This window comes from Nocardia sp. NPDC050413, from assembly GCF_040655475.1.
Taxonomy (GTDB): domain Bacteria; phylum Actinomycetota; class Actinomycetes; order Mycobacteriales; family Mycobacteriaceae; genus Nocardia; species Nocardia coubleae.
The window spans coordinates 39788-58724 of record NZ_JBFAJZ010000009.1 but is presented as its reverse complement, the minus strand read 5'-3'; the positions used below and the strand labels follow the sequence as shown (position 1 = coordinate 58724).

The window sequence follows — 18937 nt, the reverse complement described above, 5'->3', positions numbered from 1 at the left end:
CCGGCTGTGTTCGATCGTGGCAGCGATCTCGGCGTCGATCGTGCTCACGGTCGGCACGGCCGGGGCCGACGTCTCCCACCTCGACAGCGTCGAGCGGCCCGGCCAGCGGCAGCAGACGCTGCACGTGTACTCCGCGTCGATGGACCGGGTGATCCCGTTGCGGGTCATCACACCCTTCGACACCAGCGAACCCCGCCCGACTCTGTATCTGCTGAACGGGGCGGGCGGGGGCGAGGACGTGGCGAACTGGTACGACCAGACCGATATCGTCGAGTTCTTCGCCGACAAGAACGTCAACGTGGTCACCCCTGCCGAGGGCGCGTTCTCCTATTACACCGACTGGCAGCGTGACGACCCGAAGCTCGGCCGTAACAAATGGCAGACCTTCCTCACCGAGGAGCTACCGCCGATCATCGACGCCACTCTCGGCACCACCGGCGTGAATGCGGTCGCGGGCCTGTCCATGTCGGCCACGGCTGCCCTGAACCTGGCCATCGCCGCGCCCGACCGCTACCGCGCAGTCGGCGCTTTCAGCGGCTGCGCCACGGTCGAAGATCCGATGAGCCGCGCGTTCATCGACCTCGTTCTGGCCCGCGCCGGCGCCGATCCGGTGAACATGTGGGGCCCGCCCGACGACCCCGCCTGGCGGGCCAACGACGCCTACCTCAACGCGGATCGACTGCGGGGCAAGACGATCTACCTGTCCAGCGCCTCTGGGCTCCCCGGGCCCGCCGAAGCCCTTCCGCCCGGAGCGACTCCCGGCAAAGCCGTCGGCATGGCCAACCAGATCATGCTCGGCGGCGCCATCGAAGCGGCGGCCAACTTCTGTACTCAGCGGCTGGCTGCACGCCTGAACGAGTTGAACATCCCCGCGCACACCGTCTTCCGGCCTGCGGGCGCGCACACCTGGCACTACTGGGAGCAGGACCTGCACGCCTCCTGGCCGGTGCTAGCTGCCGCGATCGGCACGGAATAGCCAGTTACACAATAAGTTTCGCGAGTCAAGCCCCCACAAGTTTCGGAAACGCCTTCGCTGAAACCCCCGATGTGACAGTTAGCTCTGCTCAGTTACCCGAGAGGTTCCCCCATGCACCGTCGAATGATCCGAGTCCTCGTCACCACCGCTGCCGTCGCGGGCATCGCCGCGGGTGCCACCTCCCCGGCCCTCGCCGCCCCCGCGCAGCCCGCGGTCATCGCCGAGTCCGGCTCCGCGGGCACCGGTTCCGCCCTCGTCGACTTCCCCCTCGGCATCATGAAGCTCCTCATCTGCGGTCCCTGGGGCGCCGCCGAGCCGCACCCGAACCCGATGTGCCGCTGACAGAGGCCCGAAGACGACTGCGGCGGCCCCCGGATTCCGGGTGCCGCCGCAGCTGTTTCAGCGTGTGACTACCGCTCGATGATCGCGACGACGCCCTGGCCGCCCGCGGCGCAGATGGAGACCAGCGCGCGGCCGGAACCCTTCTCCGCCAGCATCTTCGCGGTTGAGGCGACGATGCGCCCGCCGGTCGCGGCGAACGGGTGGCCCGCGGCGAGCGAGGAACCGTTCACGTTGAGCTTGCTGCGGTCGATCGAGCCGAGCGCGCCGTCGAGACCCAGGCGCTCCTTGCAGTAGGCGTCGGACTCCCACGCGGCGAGCGTGCACAGGACCACGGAGGCGAAAGCCTCGTGGATCTCGTAGTAGTCGAAGTCCTGCAGCGTCAGGCCGTTGCGGGCCAGCAGACGCGGCACCGCGTAGGTGGGCGCCATCAGCAGGCCGTCGGGGCCGTGGATGTAGTCCACCGAGGCCACCTCGGAGTCCACCAGGTGTGCGAGCACCGGCAGCTTGCGCTCGGCGGCCCACTCGTCGGTCGACAGCAGCACCGCCGACGCGCCGTCGGTGAGCGGGGTCGAGTTGCCCGCGGTCATGGTGGCGTCGCCCAGCTTGGTGCCGAACACCGGCTTCAGCGTGGCCAGCTTCTCGACGGTCGAACCGGGACGCAGGTTGTCGTCGCGGGTCAGCCCGAGGAACGGGGTGATCAGGTCGTCGAAGAAACCACGGTCGTAGGCGGCGGCCATGTTCTTGTGCGAGAGGTAGGCCAGCTCGTCCTGGGCCTCGCGGGAGACGCCGAATTCCTTGGCGGTGATGGCGGCGTGCTCACCCATCGACAGCCCGGTGCGCGGCTCGGCGTTGCGCGGGATCTCGATGCCCAGCATCGAGGGCCGCAGCTGCCCGACCAGCTTGAGCCGGTCCTTGTTGGTCTTGGCGCGGTTGGCGTTGAGCATCCACTCGCGCATGTCCTCGCTCACGCCGATCGGCGCGTCGGAGGTGGTGTCGGTACCGCCGCCGATGCCCGCCTCGATGCGGCCCATCGCGATCGCGTCGCCGACGGTCGCCACGGCCTGCAGGCCGGTGCCACAGGCGAGCTGCAGGTCGTGTGCGGGGGTGTAGGGCGAGAGCTTGGAGCCGAGCACGCTCTCACGGATCAGGCTGTGCTCGCCGACGCGCTTGAGCACGGCGCCGCCGACGACCATGCCGAGGCGTTCGCCCTGCAGGCCGAAGCGGCTGACCAGCCCGTCGAGGGTGGCGGTGAACATGTCCTGGTTGGACGCGTGCGCGTAGGCCTTGTCGGAGCGCGCGAACGGAATTCGGTTACCGCCAACGATCGCGACCGGGCGCTGCGTCTTCGCGGTTTTGGCGGTACTTGCCTTGGCCGCCGTCGAGCGGGCTTTGCTTGTCACTCGAGTTCTCCATGGTCTCGTCGGGTGATCGGTTGTCATCCAACTTACTCTGGAGTAAGTTCGTTGTCGACACCGTACCCGCGAATGTGAAGGTAGGAACAGTGGCAGCCAAGAGCAAGGGCGCACCCAACCTCTACGGATCCTTCATCCACTCCGCCCCCGGCGCGTTCCTCGCGAGCAAGCTGGGCCTGCCCCAGCCCGCGGAGCTGCGCCGCTACAAGGCAGGCGAGCCCGCGCTTCCGGGCCCGGTGCTGCTCGGCGGCAAGGGTCGCCTCGCCGAGCCGATCCGTGCCCTGCTCACCGATTACACCATCGCCGACTCGCTCGAGTCCGGAACCAAGTACGGCGCGCTGGTCTTCGATGCCACCGGTATCGACTCCATCGAGAAGCTCGAGCAGCTGTTCGAGTTCTTCCAGCCCGCCATGCGCAACATCGCGCCGTCGGGCCGCGTCGTGGTGCTCGGCAGCACGCCGGAGCTGGTCGGCTCGGTCGACGAGCAGATCGCCCAGCGCGCGCTCGAGGGCTTCACCCGGTCCGTGGCCAAGGAGCTGCTGCGCGGCGCCACCGCCCAGCTCGTCTACGTGCACCCCGAGGCCGGCTCCTCGGCCACGGGTGTCGAGTCGACCCTGCGCTTCCTGCTCTCGGCCAAGTCGGCGTTCGTCGATGGTCAGGTCATCCGCGTCGGCAAGGCCGAGTCGGTCGCACCCGCCAGCTGGGACAAGCCCCTCGCGGGCAAGGTCGCCGTGGTCACCGGTGCCGCGCGCGGTATCGGCGCAACCATCGCCGAGGTGTTCGCCCGTGACGGCGCCACCGTGATCGTCGCCGACATCCCCGCCGCCGGTGAGGCCCTGTCCGAGACCGCCAACAAGGTCGGCGCCACCGCCCTGGCGCTCGACGTCACCGCGCCCGACGCCGCCGAGCGCCTCGCCGAGTTCGCCACCGAGCGCTTCGGCGGCATCGACATCGTCGTCCACAACGCGGGCATCACTCGCGACAAGCTGCTCGCCAACATGGACGAGGGCCGCTGGAACTCGGTCATCAACGTCAACCTCGCCGCGCCGCACCGCATCACCTCGGGCCTCGTCGCCAAGGGTGTGCTCAAGGAAGGTGGCCGCGTGATCGACGTGTCCTCCATCGCGGGCATCGCGGGTAACCGCGGCCAGACCAACTACGGCGCCTCCAAGGCGGGCGTCATCGGTATGGTCGACGCCGAGGCGCCGCTGCTGTCGGAGAAGGGCATCACCATCAACGCGGTGGCCCCCGGCTTCATCGAAACCGCCATGACCGCCGCCATCCCCGTCGGCACCCGCGAGGCGGGCCGCCTGATGAGCTCGCTGCTGCAGGGCGGTCAGACCGTCGACGTCGCCGAGACCATCGCCTACTTCGCCAGCCCGGCGTCGAACGCGGTGAGCGGCAACGTTGTTCGTGTCTGCGGGCAGAGCCTGATCGGCGCCTGATGACCCAGACCATCACGCTCACCGAGATCCCGGGCAACGGCGCGCTGTACGCGAAGGCGGCCATCGGCGCCGTCCCGCTGCCCGCGCCGCTCTCGGGCCGCAAGCCCGTACTGCCCGACCGCCGGGTCGCCATCGAGGGTGTGCGGGTCGACCCCGACCACCTCGCCGCCTACTGCCACGCCACCGGCCTGCGCTTCGGCGACACCCTGCCGCTCACCTACCCGTTCGTCCTGGCGTTCCCGCTGATGATGGAACTGCTCGTGGCGCGGGACTTCCCGTTCACCGCGGTGGGTTCGGTGCACTTCTCGAACGTCATCGAACGCACCCGTGAGATCTCGGCGGCCGAACCGTTGGACTTCACCGTGCACACCGAGAACCTGCGCGAGCACCCGAAAGGCCTGCTGGTAGACGCGGTTACGGAGATCCGCGTCGGCCGGGAACTGGTGTGGCGTCAGGTGGCGACCATGCTGCACCAGCAGCGCACCTCGCTGTCCGGCGGTCCGAAGTCCGCACCCCCGCCGGAGGAGGTTCCCCCGCCGCCGCTGCGCGTGCAGCGTGTCGATCAGAAGATCATCAACCGCTACGCCGCCGCCTCGGGCGACCGCAACCCGATCCACGTCTCCGGAATCGGCGCCAAGGCAATGGGTTTCCCCACCACCATCGCCCACGGCATGTGGTCGGCGGCCACCATCCTCGGCACCATCGAGGGCCGGGTCCCCGAAAAGGCCACCTACACGGTCAAATTCGGTAAGCCGATTCTCCTGCCTTCCTCGGTGAACATCTACGCCGAGAAGGCCGATACCGGCTGGGATCTCTCGATGCTCCACCCCAAGAAGGGTTTTCCCCACCTCACCGCCACCGTGCGCTGAGTTCTTCGTTGCCGGAAGGCCGCGTATCCCATTCGGGATATGCGGCCTTTTCCGTTGTGTACGTGGTTATATGGCAGGCAACCACTAGCTATACGGTGTCCATCAAACCGGTTGCGCGACAATCGTTCTGGCTGATCGTTCTGTTACCGGTCCTGCGTGTGACATCAATCATGGTGTACGCCAGGTATTAGCTGGGTATCAAGATGGGTTCGGCGCCGTGCCGAAAGATCACGAGTGCACCGGGCTTCGGGCCGAATCCGCCTCGGGGTCGCAACCGACCGTTTGTACTGCAGTGTTCAACTTTTCCAGCTGGCATCGAGTTGTGGATTCCGAACGATCGTTCTGAAACCCTCGCACCGCTCTCGGATTATCTCCACCTTGACGGCAAATGTTCAGCATTGCCCAGGCAAGTGCCCCGAAAACAAGTGTCTGCGGAACTGTCCGCCCCCCGTGTTAGAAACTTTCCAGTCGGCAACGCAGTCGACAATCATGCTTAATACCAAGGGGTTCCACTTCATGAAGAAGATCCGCACGCTCGGTTTCGGCATCGCCCTCGCGGCCGGTATCGCCATGTTCGGCACCGGCGTGGCCTCCGCCGCCGAAGAGCCCGCAACCGGCTCCTCCGAAAGCCTGGCCGCCATCGTCGAGGCCCTGTCGTCCGGTTCGGCTGCTGCGGAGGACCCGACCGATCCGGCCACCGACATCGCCGAGGAGCCGGCGGAGACCCCGGACACCGGTTCGGCTGACAGCCTGGCCACCATCCTCGAGTCGCTGTCCTCGGGCTCGGCCGGCGCCGAAGAGCCCACCGACCCGGCCACCGACATCGCCGAGGAGCCGGCGGAGACCCCGGACACCGGTTCGGCTGACAGCCTGGCCACCATCCTCGAGGCCCTGTCCTCGGGTTCGGCCGGCGCCGAAGAGCCCACCGACCCGGACACCACCACCCCCTGATTATCAGCTCGTAGAAAACAAATGCCCCGTCCCCCGGCGGGGCATTTGCCATACCGGCACAGCATCGGCCGCCATCGACACCCCTCACGGAGCATGGTTTTCGTTGGCGGTGGCGTGCTTGGATCGCTAATCATTCGGAGGATGGGCTGTTTGCAAGATGAGGGCATTCGGGTCTGCTGTCGTGGTTGGGCTCGCGTTGAATTTGTTGGGTGCTCAGGCTTCGGCGGTTCCCGGCCTGCCCAGCGGGTCGTCGGAGGTCGTCCCTCCGACCGCCGAATCGATCAGCGCTGCGTTTCCGCGGTTGGTTCCGCAGAGTGCGGAAAGCGAAATCGGGTACCGGGGCGCGACCTGCTGGCAGACCGATCGCGGGTACGTTCCCAGCGCCAATGCGGGTGACCCAGAATTCGGCAACTGGGCGTGGCAGTGGCGGTGTTATGGCGGAGGGGATGGCAACGACCCCTTCTATCGGATCTACGCCTACCACTCCGCCGTCGACGTTCAGTCGGTGGTCGCCGCCCTCCCGCCGTCATCGGTGACGACCGACGTCAATCACGGCCGCGAATACACGAACCATCAGTACACCGACAACGGAAACAAGATCATCACCACCTTCTCGGGCGACGCCCAGCGCGCAACCTTCCTCATGTTCACCGACGGATACGGCACACCGGGCGAGGTCATGAACTGGTGGCGCGAGGCCCCGCTGAACTAGAAACCGGCAACCGACCGCATCGCAGACGGTTCCGCCTTATGGGGATCGATAGCAGCCGTGCTCGCACGTGTTGCCGTCATGCGGCTCTCCTTGCAGAAGGATTGAAAATCGTTGTGCCGCAGCACATTAAGGGGAACTCCTGCCGTACTTGATGCTACGATCGCCGGTTGCCCGCGTGTGAGCGGGCTCAAGCGAGAGTAGGGGTAGGCGTGTCGACGCCCGGAGAAATTCGGTCTGAGCAGACCGACTTCAGTACGGCCAATGGGATCTATTGCGGTGTCTGTGGTGGCACGCCCGCGGTGCGCACGCCGATTCGATCGCATCGTGGATTCTTGTGGTTTATGCGATTCATCACCGAGCCGGGACCGTTCTGCCGGGACTGTGGGACGGCGACGTATCGGCGATTGACCGCCGAGAGCGCGTGGCTCGGCTGGTTCGGACTGATCTCGTTGGTGGCGAACCCGGTGACCATGTTGCTGAACATCGGGGCGGCGAACCGGGTGCGGCGTTTGCCTCCACCGATTCCTGGTGCTCCCGGCCCGTCGCTGGACCCCGGCAAGCCGCTGTGGCGGCGGGCGGGCATGCTCGGACTCCTGATTCCGGTGATATTCCTGCCCTTGTTGGCGATCGTCCAGGTGAACGCAGAGGAGCGGTCCGCGAGCAGTGCCGAAGTCGGGGACTGCGTGGTGAACCGCAACGGCAACCGAACCGAGGACGACAACCCGAATGTCGAGAAGATCGCCTGCTCCGACCCACGCGCAACCGGAAGGGTGATCGCCAAAGTCAGGGGCAGCAAGGGACATTCGGATTTCGCGAATGACTACTTGTGCGCCGGTTACACAGCCACGGAGTTCTTCTACACCACAGACGACTTCACTCTTTGCCTCGTAACGCCGTGATGAGATCCAGGACCGAAAGGGTGGGAGTGAATCGCGTTCTGTTGCAACGAGCCTTGACTGATCCTGGGCTCCGAGCACTACCTGCACAAGTCGAGGGTCTCCTCCGAGACCTCGCGGCTCCACCCCGTCTCGGCGCTCACCTCCGGGCGGTGCACGAAGTGGCGTGGGAGTTGGTCGATTGGGTCGAAATCCGTTATCGAGGCTTGTGGTTCGACCGCGAGGCTGTGCTGTTCGGCGCGGCAACACACGACATCGGCAAGATCCTTCATCCCGAGGAGTTGTCGGGGCCAGGTTCGGCGCACGAGCTGGCCGGGTTCGAACTCCTCGCGGCACACGGCTTCGACGAGAAGTCGGCGCGCTTCGCGCGAACCCACAGCTCGTGGACCGCGGCCGAGGTCGAAACGGAAGATTTGCTGGTCAGCCTGGCAGACAAGATATGGAAAGCGAAGCGTGTTCCTGAACTGGAGGAACTGATAGTGCAGCGCCTCGCCACCGCTGAAGGTCAGCCATCATGGCAGGTATTCATGGCCCTCGACGACGAACTCGATCGCATCGCCGCCCACGCCGACCACCGACTCGCTTTCCAGGGAGGCTATCCGGTCCGTGCATAACCTGACGGCCTGCCACCACCTGACACCGAAGTTCGTCGTTGGCGTTCCGATGACCCAATCGACCCGATGAAGGATACGTTGTATGCCTAGCTTTCCTCTCGATCTGCAAGCATCTATAGACAAAGAGATTGGACTGCTCGCTTTAGCGGAGATGTATGAAGACGATATATCTGCGGACCTGGTGATCGCGATTGATGGCGGCCGGTACAGTGTTCGAATGAACTCGAATACCCAGCCGGTCATATTCCCTGATGATGAATTGTTGACGTCGGTAGGGAGGTTCGTATCCCTGCATACCGAATATGGCACCCGCTTGCAATCCATTGCCTATCATTACGAGAAAGATCCGACCGGATCATGGGACTGGTCGGCGGTATTCCAATACGATCGGCGATAAGGTGTTCGGAGTGGCGCAGTGGGTCAGCTGAATTCTTCGCCCGTTTGGTGAACACGGATTGGCCCGACGGATCGCGAGGTCAGTCGGTGGTGAGGTCGGCCGGGGTCGGGACAACCACTCCGTAGATATCGCCGATGGTGGCGAGGGCGGCGGCGTGGAGTTGGGGGGCGGTGACTTCGGCGAGGGGGCGGGTGGCGCAGGCGTTGGCTACGACGGTGGGCTTGTTGCCGCGGAGGAAGGCGCCTTCGGTGGTGAAGGTGACGCACATGTGGGTCATGAAGCCGACGATGACGACGGATTCGTTGCCTGCGGCGTCGACCAGGTCGCCGAGTTCGGTGTCGACGAAGGAGTTCGGGAAGGACTTCACCACGACGGCTTCGTCGGCGGTGGGGGTGAGCTTGGGGTGGATCCGGCCGATGTCGGTGGTGATGTCGTAGGGGCTGCCCTCGCCGCCGTTGTGCATCACGTGGATGACGGTGGTGCCTGCTTGCCGGGCCTGCTCGAGCAGGTCGGCGGCGGCGTCGATGGCTTGGTCCCAGTCGGTCAGTTCCATGACACCGCGGGTGTAGGTGTTCTGGTAGTCGACCAGGATCAGGGTCGAGGTGGCGAGGGCGGCGGGGGTTTCGTCGAGGCCGCTGAGCTGGCGCAGGGTTGTGGAGGTCATGGGTTCCACGCTATGGCCGGGCAGTGATGTCTGCAATGTCATGTAACCTGCAGATTCAGACATCGGCAGGAGGTGGATAGTGGGACGGCTCATTGTGGTGGTGCTGTTCGAGGGGGTCGACCTGCTCGACGTGACGGGGCCGCCCGAGGTGTTCTCGCTGCTGCAGCGGGAGATGGACGAGCCGACCGGCTATGAAGTGGTGCTGGCCGCCGAGACGCTGGATCCGGTTACGACCTCGGCTGGTGTCCGGGTGCTGCCCGACGTGACGTTCGACGGATTGGTCGGGCGGCGGATCGACACGATTGTCGTGCCGGGCGCGGTCGAGACCGATGAACGGCGCCAAGTTCGCGCGGTAGTGGAACCCGTTGTGGTAGAGGCTGTTTCGACAATGGCGTCCGGCGCACGCCGGGTGGCTTCGGTGTGTGTCGGGGCGCATGTGCTCGCGGCAGCGGGGTTGCTCGACGGCAAACGTGCCACCACGCACTGGTCGACCGCGCACCAACTCGCCGCCGAGCATCCGGCGGTGCGGGTCGATGCCGATCCGATCTATATCCGCGACGACAATGTGTGGACCGGTGCAGGGCTCACCGCATGTCTCGATCTCACGCTTGCCCTGGTCGCCGACGACTTCGGTGAGGAACTCGCGTTGCGCGTCGCCCGTCAGCTGGTGATGTTCCTGAAGCGGCCGAGCGGGCAGAGCCAGTTCAGTGTCTCGCTCGAGCCGGTCTCCACCACCCGTCGCATCGATGAGCTGCGGCACTACATCGCGGGCAATATCGCGCGTCCGCTCACGGTGACCGAGCTGGCCGAACAGGCGCATGTGAGCGAACGCCAGCTCACCCGAATTTTTCGTACCGAGTTGGGGATGACGCCTGCCGCTTATATCGAGGCGGCGCGGGTGGAGGTCGCGCGGCATCGGCTCGAGACGACCGACGAAACGCTGCAGCGTATCGCGACCGGCTGCGGGTTCAACACCGTCGATACCCTGGCGCGCGCCTTTCGCCGACGGCTCGACACCACCCCTGCGGAGTACCGGAATCGGTTCCGCATCGGGTGATCACTAAGCTGTCGACTTTACGGTGAATTGCTGAGTAACAAGGGGTTTCGGGTGTTCGGTATCGCGGAAGAATGGCCGACGTGGCCGGTTACGACAATGCTGTGGGCAATGACGGGTCTGATACGCCTGCTGACCAGCGGTTCGGGCGCCTGAGCAAACACTCGGCTGCTGTCTTGCCCCCCTTTCAGACGTCTGCCGAGCGGTCTGCCGCGGTGTTAGACATCTTGTGCGGCGGAAATTCGCCGCAAATCTGAAAGATGAGGGGTTCACAATGGCAAAGATTCGTGCATTCGGTGTGGCGATGGTCGCGGCGGCTGGCATGTCGATGATGGGCATGGGGGTCGCGGCCGCCGAGGAACCGGCCACCGGGTCGTCGGAACTGCTGAGCGGGCTCACCTCGGACACCGCGGAGACCGAGCCGGTCGCGGAGGAGCCGACCGGCTCGCTCGAGGGCCTGGACCTGGCGGCCCTGCTCGCCCTGCTGAGCAGCGGCTCGGGCGAGGCCGAGACCGTGGCGGAGGAGCCCGCCACCGGTTCTGCCGAAGGTCTGGATCTGGCCGCGCTGCTCGCGCTGCTGAGCAGCGGCACCGCCGAGACGCCTGCCGAGTAACAGGCCCTGGACCGGGTGCGAACGCACCGACGGGACCGGCCGTCGGTGCAGATGAGTTCTTCTCACGTTCATCCGAATTATGTGCTGCGTAATTCGGCGCTGATAAGAAGTGACTATTCGTCTAGAAGGAGAAGCATGTTCGACACCCTGGTCCAGATCCTGCCCCTGCTCGCCGCCTTCGCCTCCGGGTCGGCCGGCTGAGCATCGAGGCAGTGCAACGCGGCGCCCGTCGGATTTCGACGGGCGCCGTTTTGTGTATTTACCGCGACGGGATCATCCGGTACAGCCACCACGGGCGGGTGGGGAAGGCCGGGTCGTAGATGCGCAGCAGGTAGCGGCGTTCGACGCCGGTGGTGCGGTCGCGTACTCGCACATGCCGCCGGGCCACATCTTGCGGCCGGATCTCACTGGCCCACACCGCATCCCAATCAGGTGATACCGCACAGGCGGTCGTGATCGCGGTGACGCGCTGAGTGGGAGCCAGCGGCGACAACATGCGGAAGGCGTGCACGAGCACCTGAGCTTCGGTGGTCCAGTCGAGCAGGGCCTTCTTGGCGGCCGGGTTCAGGAACATCCATTCGAGCAGGTTCACCCCGGCGCCGGTGCCGGGGAAGATGCGCTGATACTCGGCGTTCGCGGCGAGCAGGTCCATGGTGGGGAAGCGCTGGTAGCAGGCCGGATGGGTGAGACTGCCGAGGTCGGCGAGGTCCTCGGTCGACGGTGCCGTCGGCGCGGCGCCGGTATCGACCGACGGCAGACCGAGCACGAGAATGTGCTTCCGATACCACGGCGGCACATCGAGACTGTCGAAAAGTCGTTGCAGCATAGCGGTATTGGGCACCAGCGCCCCGGTCTCGATCTGCGTGACCAGCAGCGGCGCCATCTGCGCACGAGCCGCCAGCTCCGCCCGCGCCAACCCCGCCGCCAACCGCCGCTCGCGCAAATACACACTGAGCGCAGAACTTTCAGCCATCCCAACCCCCGAGCCTCACCCCGACGACGGTAAAACCAAGAGTACGCCGCAAAGATCACCCGGAAACAACGAAACGGTCCGGAGCTCGAAAGCTCCGGACCGTCCGGGAGAGACGAACCTAGAGGGTGTTCAGGTCGATTGCGGCGGCCATCGCTCGGTAGCCTGCCGCGTTCGGGTGTTTGTGGTCGCCGGAGTCGAAGGCGGGGTCGAGGCGCTCCGGGTCGGCCGGGTCGGCGACAGCGGTGTTGAAGTCGGCGACGGCGTCGAATTCGCCGCTGGTGCGGATCCATTCGTTCAGTGCGCGCAGTTTCGCGGCGGAGGTGGGGGTGTAGTACTCGGCGCCCTTCATCGGCAGGAGGGTTCCTCCGATCACGCGCAGCCCGGCTCGGTGGGCGCGGGCGATCATGTCGCGGTAGCCCGCGATCAGCTGGTCGACCGTGACGACCGGGTTGGGCTTGTAGGTCGGCAGATCGACCTCCGAGAAGCCGATATCGTTCAGTCCGCCGAGCATGACGACCGTGCGGGCACCGTCCTGGGCGAGGACGTCACGGTCGAAGCGGCGCAATGCGCTCTCGCCGTACCAGGGCGAATCGCTGATGATGGTGTTGCCGCCGATGCCCGCGTTGAGGACGGGGCGGGGGGTGCCGGCGGCGGCGAGGCGGTCGGCCAGGGCGTCGGGGTAGCGGTTGTTGCCGTCGTTGTCGGAGCCGAAACCGTCGGTGATCGAGTCACCGAACGCGACGATCGCATCCGCGGGTGCGGCGCCGCTCATCTGCACGCTCGACAGGTAGTACCAGGAGTGGGTTGTCTCGGTGAAGGCGGTGGCGTCGGCGTCGGTGGCGTGGTTGCCTGGCGCGCGGTAGGACGTCGCGTAGCCCTGGGCGTGGAAGGTGGCGGGCCCGGTGGGTTCGTCCAGATACAAAGTGACCGTGGCGAATTCGAGCGGAGCCAGGTGTAGCTCGGCGGGGTCGCTGGTCAGGTCGGTGCCAGGGGCGATGATGGCGGTTTCACTGCCGTGGAAGCGAAGGGGACGCAGCGTGTCCTGATGAACGCTAGCTCCGGTATCGGTGCGGGCGATCGTGGCCGAGGCGATGCGGAGATCGGTGCGGCCGAAGCGGTTGGAGAGGGTGATCCGGGCGGAATCACCGCCGGTGGTGACCCGGACGACCTGGCGGAGTGTGTGCTGGGCGAAACCGTCGAGCGACCAGTTCGGCTCGAAACCGGTGCTCGGCTGCTGCATCGGCACCGACCAGGCGGTGCTGGCGGTGTCGGCGGGGGCGGCCTGGGTGTTGGTGCAGGCTGCGGTGAGGGTGGCGGTGATCGCGATGGCGGCGGTCATCATCTTCTTCCAGACGTGCATGGGTTCGTCGATTCTCGGTAGTCGGTCTAGCCGCGGCGCTCGAGCGCGCGGGCGAACAGGGTGGTGAGCAGGGCGGCGGCGGCCAGAGCTGCGCCGATCCAGGCGGGCGCGGTCAGGCCGAACCCGGCATCGATGGCAGCGGCGCCGAGCCAGGAGGCGACCGCGATGCCGATATTGAAGGCGGAGATATTGGCGGCCGAGCCGAGCGCCGATTCGCCGCCCGCGGTGTCGAGTACGCGCATCTGCACTGCGGGCACGATGGCGAAACCGGTCGCGCCGAGCGCGAGGATGCCGACGGCCGCGCCGACCGGATGCCCGGCGACTACCGCGAAGATCATCAGCACCACGGTCAGGGCGGCGAGCGCGCCGATCAGCGTAGGTAGCAGGGCGCGGTCGGCCAGCCGGCCGCCGACGATATTGCCCGCGAACAGGCCGACGCCGAAAACGACGAGCAGCCACGGGACGGCACCGTCGGGCAGGCCGGTCACCTCGGTCAGGATCGGTTCGAAGAAGGTGAACGCCGCGAAGACGGCACCGAATCCGAGCGCGGTGATCGACAGCGCCAGCCACACCTGCGGGCGGGTGAACACAGCTAATTGCTCTGTCAGAGAGATGGATTCGCCGCGTGGCTGGTGCGGGACCAGCATGAGTACGGCGAGCAGCGCGGCCACTCCGACGGCGGTCACAGCCCAGAACGTCGACCGCCAGCCGAATGCCTGGCCGAGCGCCGTGCCCAGCGGCACACCGGCGACATTGGCGAGGGTGAGCCCGGTGAACATGGTGGCGATGGCGGCGGCGCGGCGGTCGGGCGTCACCAGGCCTGCTGCCACCACGGAGCCGATCCCGAAGAACGCGCCGTGGGTGAGCGCGGCGACGATCCGGCCGGTGAGCAGCAGTTCATAGGTGGGGGCCAGCGCCGAGAGGAGGTTGCCCGCGATGAAGAGGCCCATGAGTGTCGCGAGCATGGTCTTGCGAGGGACCCGCGAACCCAGCGCGGTCATCAGCGGCGCGCCGACCGCGACGCCTGCGGCATAACCGGAGACCAGCAGGCCTGCGGTCGGGACGGAGATGGACAGGTCGTCGCCGATCACGCCCAGCAGGCCGACGATGACGAATTCGGTGAGGCCGATTCCGAAGGCGCCCAGCGCAAGCGCGCCGAGGGCGAGGGTCGGCCGGTTGGTCCCCGCCCGGGGCGGGGCGGTCAGTGTGGTGGTCATACGAGTGTGCAACTCCCTTAGTGGGAAAATTGTTCCGTTAAGACCATTCGTGTCGGTACCCGGACGTACGGTTTCGAATGGAGTGATTTCAGACTGCCGGTCGCGTTCACGTGCATCAACGGCCGTCGCCGACACGGTCGATTAGCGGGAGTTATGGAACGGCAGGAGATCGAGATCTTCCTGGCTCTATGCGAGGAACTGCACTTCGGGCGGGCCGCCGAACGGCTGTATCTGACGCAGGCGCGGGTCAGCCAAACGATCAAGAAGCTCGAACGACACTTCGGCGCACAGCTTTTCGAACGCACCAGCCGCCAGGTGCGGCTCACGCCGGTCGGCCGGATGCTGCGCGACGACCTGCTCCCGATCCGCACGCAACTGAACCGGGCCATCGAACGCGCGCAGGCGGCGGCACGCAGCGTGGAAGGGACACTGCGCGTGGGCTACCTCGGCGGTTTGGCGGCGAGCCTGCTGGTCGACACCGTCCTGGAGTTCCGCAACCGCCATCCCGAATGCGAGGTACACGCCCGCGAGGTCCACCTGGGCGACGTCTTCGGCCCGCTACGCCGCGACGAACTCGACCTGGTCATCAGCCACTCCCCGGTCGGCGAAAACGACCTGGTCGCCGGGCCGGTCCTGCTCACCGAGCCCACGGGTCTCGTCGTCCCACGTCACCATCCCCTCGCCCGCACCAGCGCCGTCGACGCCCCCGCCCCGAGCCTCGAGGTGATCGCCATCGGCGGCCCCGCCAGCGCGTACTGGCACCGGTACCTCGACGAAACCTGGCATTTCAGTCCGGCACGTGCGAACGGCGCCCAAACCTTCGAGGACGTCCTGACCGCCGTCGCCTTCGGTGCCGGAGTCCACCCGGCCGGAGCCCACGCCGAACGCCACTACCCCCGCCGCGGAACGGTCTATGTGCCGTTCAGCGACGGACGAGGGCACGTGTGGCGCCCGGTATGGCTACCGGGCGCGGAATCCGCGCGACTACACGCGTTCGTACAAATGCTGCTCGAAGCAGTCGCCCAGCAAGGCGCGGAACACTACTTCGGCTAGGGCGGGGAGCGGCGGCTCAGAGTCGACCGAGGTCGACCTCGATCGGGAAAGGCGCTGCGGCGCGAATAATTCCGGTGTGGACCTCGCTGTCGCGGTAGGACCGGGTGGCGGGGTCGAGAACATAGGTATAGGTGAGGGGGAGCCCTGTCGGGGACTGTTCGACCCGCCAGTAGAAGGCGATTCCGGCTTTGGCGTACTGATCGACTTTGACGATCCGATCGGTCGTCTCCGAGCCGGGCGAGACGACCTCCGCCACCAGCAGCACATGCTCGGGGCGGGTCGGGGAGATGTCGAGGGTGTCGGCCCGATAGACGACGACGTCGGGGCGGCGATTGGTGAGCGGGACATCCTGGAGGCGGATGTCGAAGTCGGTGTCGGCGTTCCAGTCCGGGCCTGCGGCCGCGTCCAACGCGTTCGCGAGAATACGGGCGAGTCGGTTGTGGCGTTTGGTCGCGCTCGGGCTCACGACCACCATCCCGTCGACGATCTCGACACCTGCACACTGCTCCTCGGTCCAGGAGTCGTATTCCGCTGCGGTGATCTGGCGATGCATCCACGCCGGAGTGACGGCTTCGATGGTCATGACACCGCTCCTCCCGGACGCTCTCGGGCGGACTGATTCCGCCGACCCAGTCTACAAGCCGTACGCCACGAGGCCCCGGAGTCGTGGACTCCGGGGCCTCGTAGGCAGTGATTATCCGAGCACAGCTCAGAAGGCGGCTTCGTCCAGTTCCATGATGTCGTTGTCCAGCGTGGTGAGGATCTGACGGGTGGCGGTCAGCTCCGGCAGGACGTTGCGGGCGAAGAACTGCGCCGAGGCGACCTTGCCGGTGTAGAACGGCACGTCGGAGCCGGTGGCGCCGTTGTCCAGGGCGGCCAGGGCGATCTCGGCCTGGTTCAGCAGCATCCAGCCGATGAACAGGTCGCCGACGGCCATCAGGAAGCGGACTGAACCAAGGCCGACCTTGTACAGCTCGGACGGCTGCTCCTGGGCACCCATCAGGTGGCCGGTCAGGGTGGCGGCCATGGCCTGCACGTCTTCGAGCGCGGTGGCGAGCAGCTTGCGCTCACCCTTGAGGCGCTCGTTGGCGTTGTCGGCGTCCAGGAACTTCTGGATCTGGCCCGCCACGTGGGCCAGGGCCACACCGCGGTCGCGGGCGATCTTGCGGAAGAAGAAGTCCTGCGCCTGGATGGCGGTGGTGCCCTCGTACAGCGAGTCGATCTTCGCGTCGCGGATGTACTGCTCGATCGGGTAGTCCTGCAGGAAGCCGGAGCCACCGAAGGTCTGCAGCGAATCGGTCAGGTACTGGTAGGCGCGCTCGGAACCGACACCCTTGACGATCGGGAGCAGCAGGTCGTTCACGCGGAACGCGACGTCCTTGTCCGCACCCGAGACGGCCTCGGCGATCTCCGGGTTCTGGTGCGCGGCGGTGTAGAGGTAGATGGCACGCAGGCCCTCGGCGTAGGCCTTCTGCATGGCCAGCGCGCGACGCACGTCCGGGTGGTGGGTGATGGTCACACGCGGCGCGGTCTTGTCCGTCATCTGGGTGAGGTCGGCACCCTGCACGCGGGTCTTGGCGTACTCGAGCGCGTTCAGGTAACCGGTCGACAGGGTCGCGATGGCCTTGGTGCCCACCATCATTCGCGCGTTCTCGATGACGTCGAACATCTGGGCGATGCCGTTGTGCACCTCGCCGACCAGCCAGCCCTTGGCGGGGACGCCGTGGCCACCGAAGGTGAGCTCACAGGTGGCCGAGGCCTTGATGCCCATCTTGTGCTCGACGTTGGTGACGAACACACCGTTGCGGTCGCCGAAGGTCTCGGTCTCGAAGTCGAAGTGGGTCTTCGGGACGTAGAACAGCGACAGGCCCTTGGTGCCCGGACCGGCGCCCTCGGGGCGGGCCAGCACCAGGTGCATGATGTTCTCGAACATGTCGTCGGAGTCGGCCGAGGTGATGAAGCGCTTCACGCCCTCGATGTGCCAGGAGCCGTCCTCCTGCTTGATCGCCTTGGTGCGACCGGCGCCGACGTCGGAGCCCGCGTCGGGCTCGGTCAGCACCATGGTGGCGCCCCAGTTGCGGTCGGCGATCTTCTTCGCCCATTCCTTCTGCTCATCGGTGCCGTTGTTGTAGAACACCTGAGCGAAGCCCGCGCCTGCGGCGTACATCTGGATCGGCGGGTTGGCGCCGAGCACCATCTCGGCCAGCGCCCAGCCGATGACCGACGGGGCACCGAGGCCACCGAGCTCCTCGCGCAGCGGAACCTTCACCCACTCGCCGTCCTCGAGCGCCTTGTAGGACTTCTTGAAGGACTCGGGGATGGTGACGGTGTGGGTGTTCGGGTCGAAGACCGGCGGGTTGCGGTCGGCGTCGGCGAACGAGTCGGCCAGCGGGCCCTCGGCCAGGCGGCGGACCTCGGAGAGCATTTCCTTGACGGTGTCGGTGTCGAGGTCGCCGAAGGCGCCCGCGTCGAGCACCTTGCCGACGCCGAGAACCTCGAAGAGGTTGAACTCGAGGTCGCGAACGTTTGCCTTGTAGTGGCCCATGTGAGTACTCACTCTCCGTTGAGTTCTGGTGCGGTCGGTTGTGTGCCGTTCCCGCCCGTCAGGTCGTCCACCGGGTAGCTGACCGGTTTTCCGCATGCTACTCGCGGGTAACTTATAGACCATATTACCGATGGGTAAGGCTCTCGGCAAAGGGGTTCGCCAGCAATGTGACGTGAAAAACACGCGTGCGTGCCGAGACGTTGCTCGCGGCGACCGCGGGGCTACCGTGAGGTGTGCGCATCGAGACGTCAGCCGGACCGGCCGAGATCGAGCTCGACGAGGTGGCCGACCCGGCATTCCTGCTGGTGATGACCCATGGGGCGGGCGGCGGCGTCGATGCGAAAGACATTCTCACCGTGCGTGATTCGGCCCTCGCCGCCGGTGCCGCGGTAGCCCGTGTGGTGCAGCCGTACCGGGTTGCCGGGCGGCGGGCGCCGGGCAATGCGGTGGCCCAGGACCAGGCATGGGTCGAGATCGTCACGGCGTTGCGCGATCGATTCCCCGGTGTGTCGCTCGTGCAGGGCGGCCGGAGCAATGGTGCGCGGGTGGCGTGCCGGACCGCCGTCGAACTGGGTGCGCGCGGGGTGATCGCCCTGTCTTTCCCGTTGCACCCGCCCGGAAAGCCCGAGAAGTCACGGCGCGACGAGCTGGTGTCGGTGGGTGACACGGAGGTGGTCGTCATCAACGGTGGCAGCGACCCGTTCGGTGTCCCCGATCCCGCCGATGCCGCCGAGGTGCGCGTCATTCCCAAGCAACCCCACTCCTTCCGCACCGGATTCGACGTGATCGCGGCGACAGTGCAACCGTGGTTCGGCCGGTGGAGTTAGGCTTTCGGCACATCGGA

General features: G+C 66.4%; 21 protein-coding genes. 14 read left to right on the top strand and 7 right to left on the bottom strand.

Annotated features, from left to right (window positions below; all coding sequences use genetic code 11):
* Window positions 1-16: 16 nt before the first annotated feature.
* Together AB0I19_RS21080 and AB0I19_RS21075 are read left to right on the top strand one after the other, a co-directional pair.
* On the top strand, window positions 17-976 hold the full coding sequence (locus AB0I19_RS21080) for an alpha/beta hydrolase family protein (RefSeq protein ID WP_357150655.1): 960 nt from the start codon (window positions 17-19) through the stop codon (window positions 974-976).
* 111 nt (window positions 977-1087) lie between these two features.
* Complete coding sequence (locus AB0I19_RS21075; RefSeq protein WP_357150654.1) at window positions 1088-1318, top strand: hypothetical protein; 231 nt, start codon at window positions 1088-1090, stop codon at window positions 1316-1318.
* A 68-nt stretch (window positions 1319-1386) separates the two neighbouring features.
* Here AB0I19_RS21075 and AB0I19_RS21070 read toward each other — a convergent pair whose 3' ends face one another.
* Entirely contained in the window at window positions 1387-2718 is a 1332-nt protein-coding gene (locus AB0I19_RS21070) for an acetyl-CoA C-acetyltransferase (protein WP_067497154.1), read from the bottom strand.
* Between the two features lie 101 nt (window positions 2719-2819).
* On the opposite strand from AB0I19_RS21070, the gene AB0I19_RS21065 reads away from it, so the two are divergent.
* The 7 genes from AB0I19_RS21065 (at window position 2820) to AB0I19_RS21035 (ending at window position 8614) form a co-directional block, all read left to right on the top strand.
* Complete coding sequence (locus AB0I19_RS21065) at window positions 2820-4175, top strand: 3-oxoacyl-ACP reductase (RefSeq protein ID WP_067497153.1); 1356 nt, start codon at window positions 2820-2822, stop codon at window positions 4173-4175.
* Window positions 4175-5044 (top strand): MaoC/PaaZ C-terminal domain-containing protein, encoded by an 870-nt coding sequence (locus tag AB0I19_RS21060; RefSeq protein ID WP_357150653.1) that lies wholly within the window; start codon window positions 4175-4177, stop codon window positions 5042-5044. The genes AB0I19_RS21065 and AB0I19_RS21060 overlap by 1 nt, the downstream gene beginning before the upstream one ends.
* Window positions 5045-5533: 489 nt before the next feature.
* Window positions 5534-5995 (top strand): hypothetical protein, encoded by a 462-nt coding sequence (locus AB0I19_RS21055; RefSeq protein ID WP_357150652.1) that lies wholly within the window; start codon window positions 5534-5536, stop codon window positions 5993-5995.
* 301 nt (window positions 5996-6296) lie between these two features.
* Window positions 6297-6707 carry a hypothetical protein gene (locus tag AB0I19_RS21050; RefSeq protein WP_357150651.1) on the top strand — a complete coding sequence of 137 codons (411 nt, stop codon included), beginning with the start codon at window positions 6297-6299 and terminating at the stop codon, window positions 6705-6707.
* 341 nt (window positions 6708-7048) lie between these two features.
* Window positions 7049-7606 (top strand): hypothetical protein, encoded by a 558-nt coding sequence (locus tag AB0I19_RS21045; protein ID WP_357150650.1) that lies wholly within the window; start codon window positions 7049-7051, stop codon window positions 7604-7606.
* Window positions 7607-7755: 149 nt separating this feature from the next.
* Window positions 7756-8217, top strand: a complete 462-nt coding sequence (locus tag AB0I19_RS21040; protein ID WP_357150649.1) for an HD domain-containing protein — start codon at window positions 7756-7758, stop codon at window positions 8215-8217.
* 82 nt (window positions 8218-8299) lie between these two features.
* Window positions 8300-8614 (top strand): hypothetical protein, encoded by a 315-nt coding sequence (locus AB0I19_RS21035; RefSeq protein WP_357150648.1) that lies wholly within the window; start codon window positions 8300-8302, stop codon window positions 8612-8614.
* Between the two features lie 79 nt (window positions 8615-8693).
* On the opposite strand, the gene AB0I19_RS21030 is transcribed toward AB0I19_RS21035, so the two are convergent.
* On the bottom strand, window positions 8694-9278 hold the full coding sequence (locus AB0I19_RS21030; RefSeq protein ID WP_357150647.1) for a cysteine hydrolase family protein: 585 nt from the start codon (window positions 9276-9278) through the stop codon (window positions 8694-8696).
* Window positions 9279-9357: 79 nt separating this feature from the next.
* Between AB0I19_RS21030 and AB0I19_RS21025 the strand changes: the two genes are divergently transcribed.
* The 3 genes from AB0I19_RS21025 (at window position 9358) to AB0I19_RS21015 (ending at window position 11146) form a co-directional block, all read left to right on the top strand.
* Window positions 9358-10335, top strand: coding sequence for a DJ-1/PfpI family protein (locus AB0I19_RS21025; protein WP_357150646.1), 978 nt, complete (start codon window positions 9358-9360; stop codon window positions 10333-10335).
* A 271-nt stretch (window positions 10336-10606) separates the two neighbouring features.
* The gene (locus AB0I19_RS21020) at window positions 10607-10945 is read left to right on the top strand and encodes a hypothetical protein (RefSeq protein ID WP_357150645.1); all 339 of its coding nucleotides are present in this window, start codon (window positions 10607-10609) and stop codon (window positions 10943-10945) included.
* Between the two features lie 51 nt (window positions 10946-10996).
* Entirely contained in the window at window positions 10997-11146 is a 150-nt protein-coding gene (locus AB0I19_RS21015) for a hypothetical protein (protein ID WP_357150644.1), read from the top strand.
* 58 nt (window positions 11147-11204) lie between these two features.
* Here AB0I19_RS21015 and AB0I19_RS21010 read toward each other — a convergent pair whose 3' ends face one another.
* The 3 genes from AB0I19_RS21010 to AB0I19_RS21000 form a co-directional block, all read right to left on the bottom strand.
* Entirely contained in the window at window positions 11205-11918 is a 714-nt protein-coding gene (locus AB0I19_RS21010) for a helix-turn-helix domain-containing protein (protein ID WP_067643721.1), read from the bottom strand.
* Window positions 11919-12036: 118 nt separating this feature from the next.
* Window positions 12037-13278: an SGNH/GDSL hydrolase family protein gene (locus AB0I19_RS21005; RefSeq protein ID WP_357150643.1), complete on the bottom strand. Its 1242-nt coding sequence runs from the start codon at window positions 13276-13278 to the stop codon at window positions 12037-12039.
* A gap of 26 nt (window positions 13279-13304) precedes the next feature.
* On the bottom strand, window positions 13305-14495 hold the full coding sequence (locus tag AB0I19_RS21000; protein ID WP_357150642.1) for an MFS transporter: 1191 nt from the start codon (window positions 14493-14495) through the stop codon (window positions 13305-13307).
* A gap of 153 nt (window positions 14496-14648) precedes the next feature.
* Between AB0I19_RS21000 and AB0I19_RS20995 the strand changes: the two genes are divergently transcribed.
* Complete coding sequence (locus AB0I19_RS20995; protein ID WP_357150641.1) at window positions 14649-15548, top strand: LysR family transcriptional regulator; 900 nt, start codon at window positions 14649-14651, stop codon at window positions 15546-15548.
* A gap of 16 nt (window positions 15549-15564) precedes the next feature.
* Here AB0I19_RS20995 and AB0I19_RS20990 read toward each other — a convergent pair whose 3' ends face one another.
* Window positions 15565-16131, bottom strand: coding sequence for a Uma2 family endonuclease (locus AB0I19_RS20990; RefSeq protein ID WP_357150640.1), 567 nt, complete (start codon window positions 16129-16131; stop codon window positions 15565-15567).
* A gap of 126 nt (window positions 16132-16257) precedes the next feature.
* Entirely contained in the window at window positions 16258-18093 is a 1836-nt protein-coding gene (locus AB0I19_RS20985) for an acyl-CoA dehydrogenase (RefSeq protein ID WP_067497127.1), read from the bottom strand.
* Between the two features lie 233 nt (window positions 18094-18326).
* Between AB0I19_RS20985 and AB0I19_RS20980 the strand changes: the two genes are divergently transcribed.
* Window positions 18327-18920: an alpha/beta family hydrolase gene (locus AB0I19_RS20980; RefSeq protein ID WP_357150639.1), complete on the top strand. Its 594-nt coding sequence runs from the start codon at window positions 18327-18329 to the stop codon at window positions 18918-18920.
* Window positions 18921-18937: the final 17 nt, after the last annotated feature.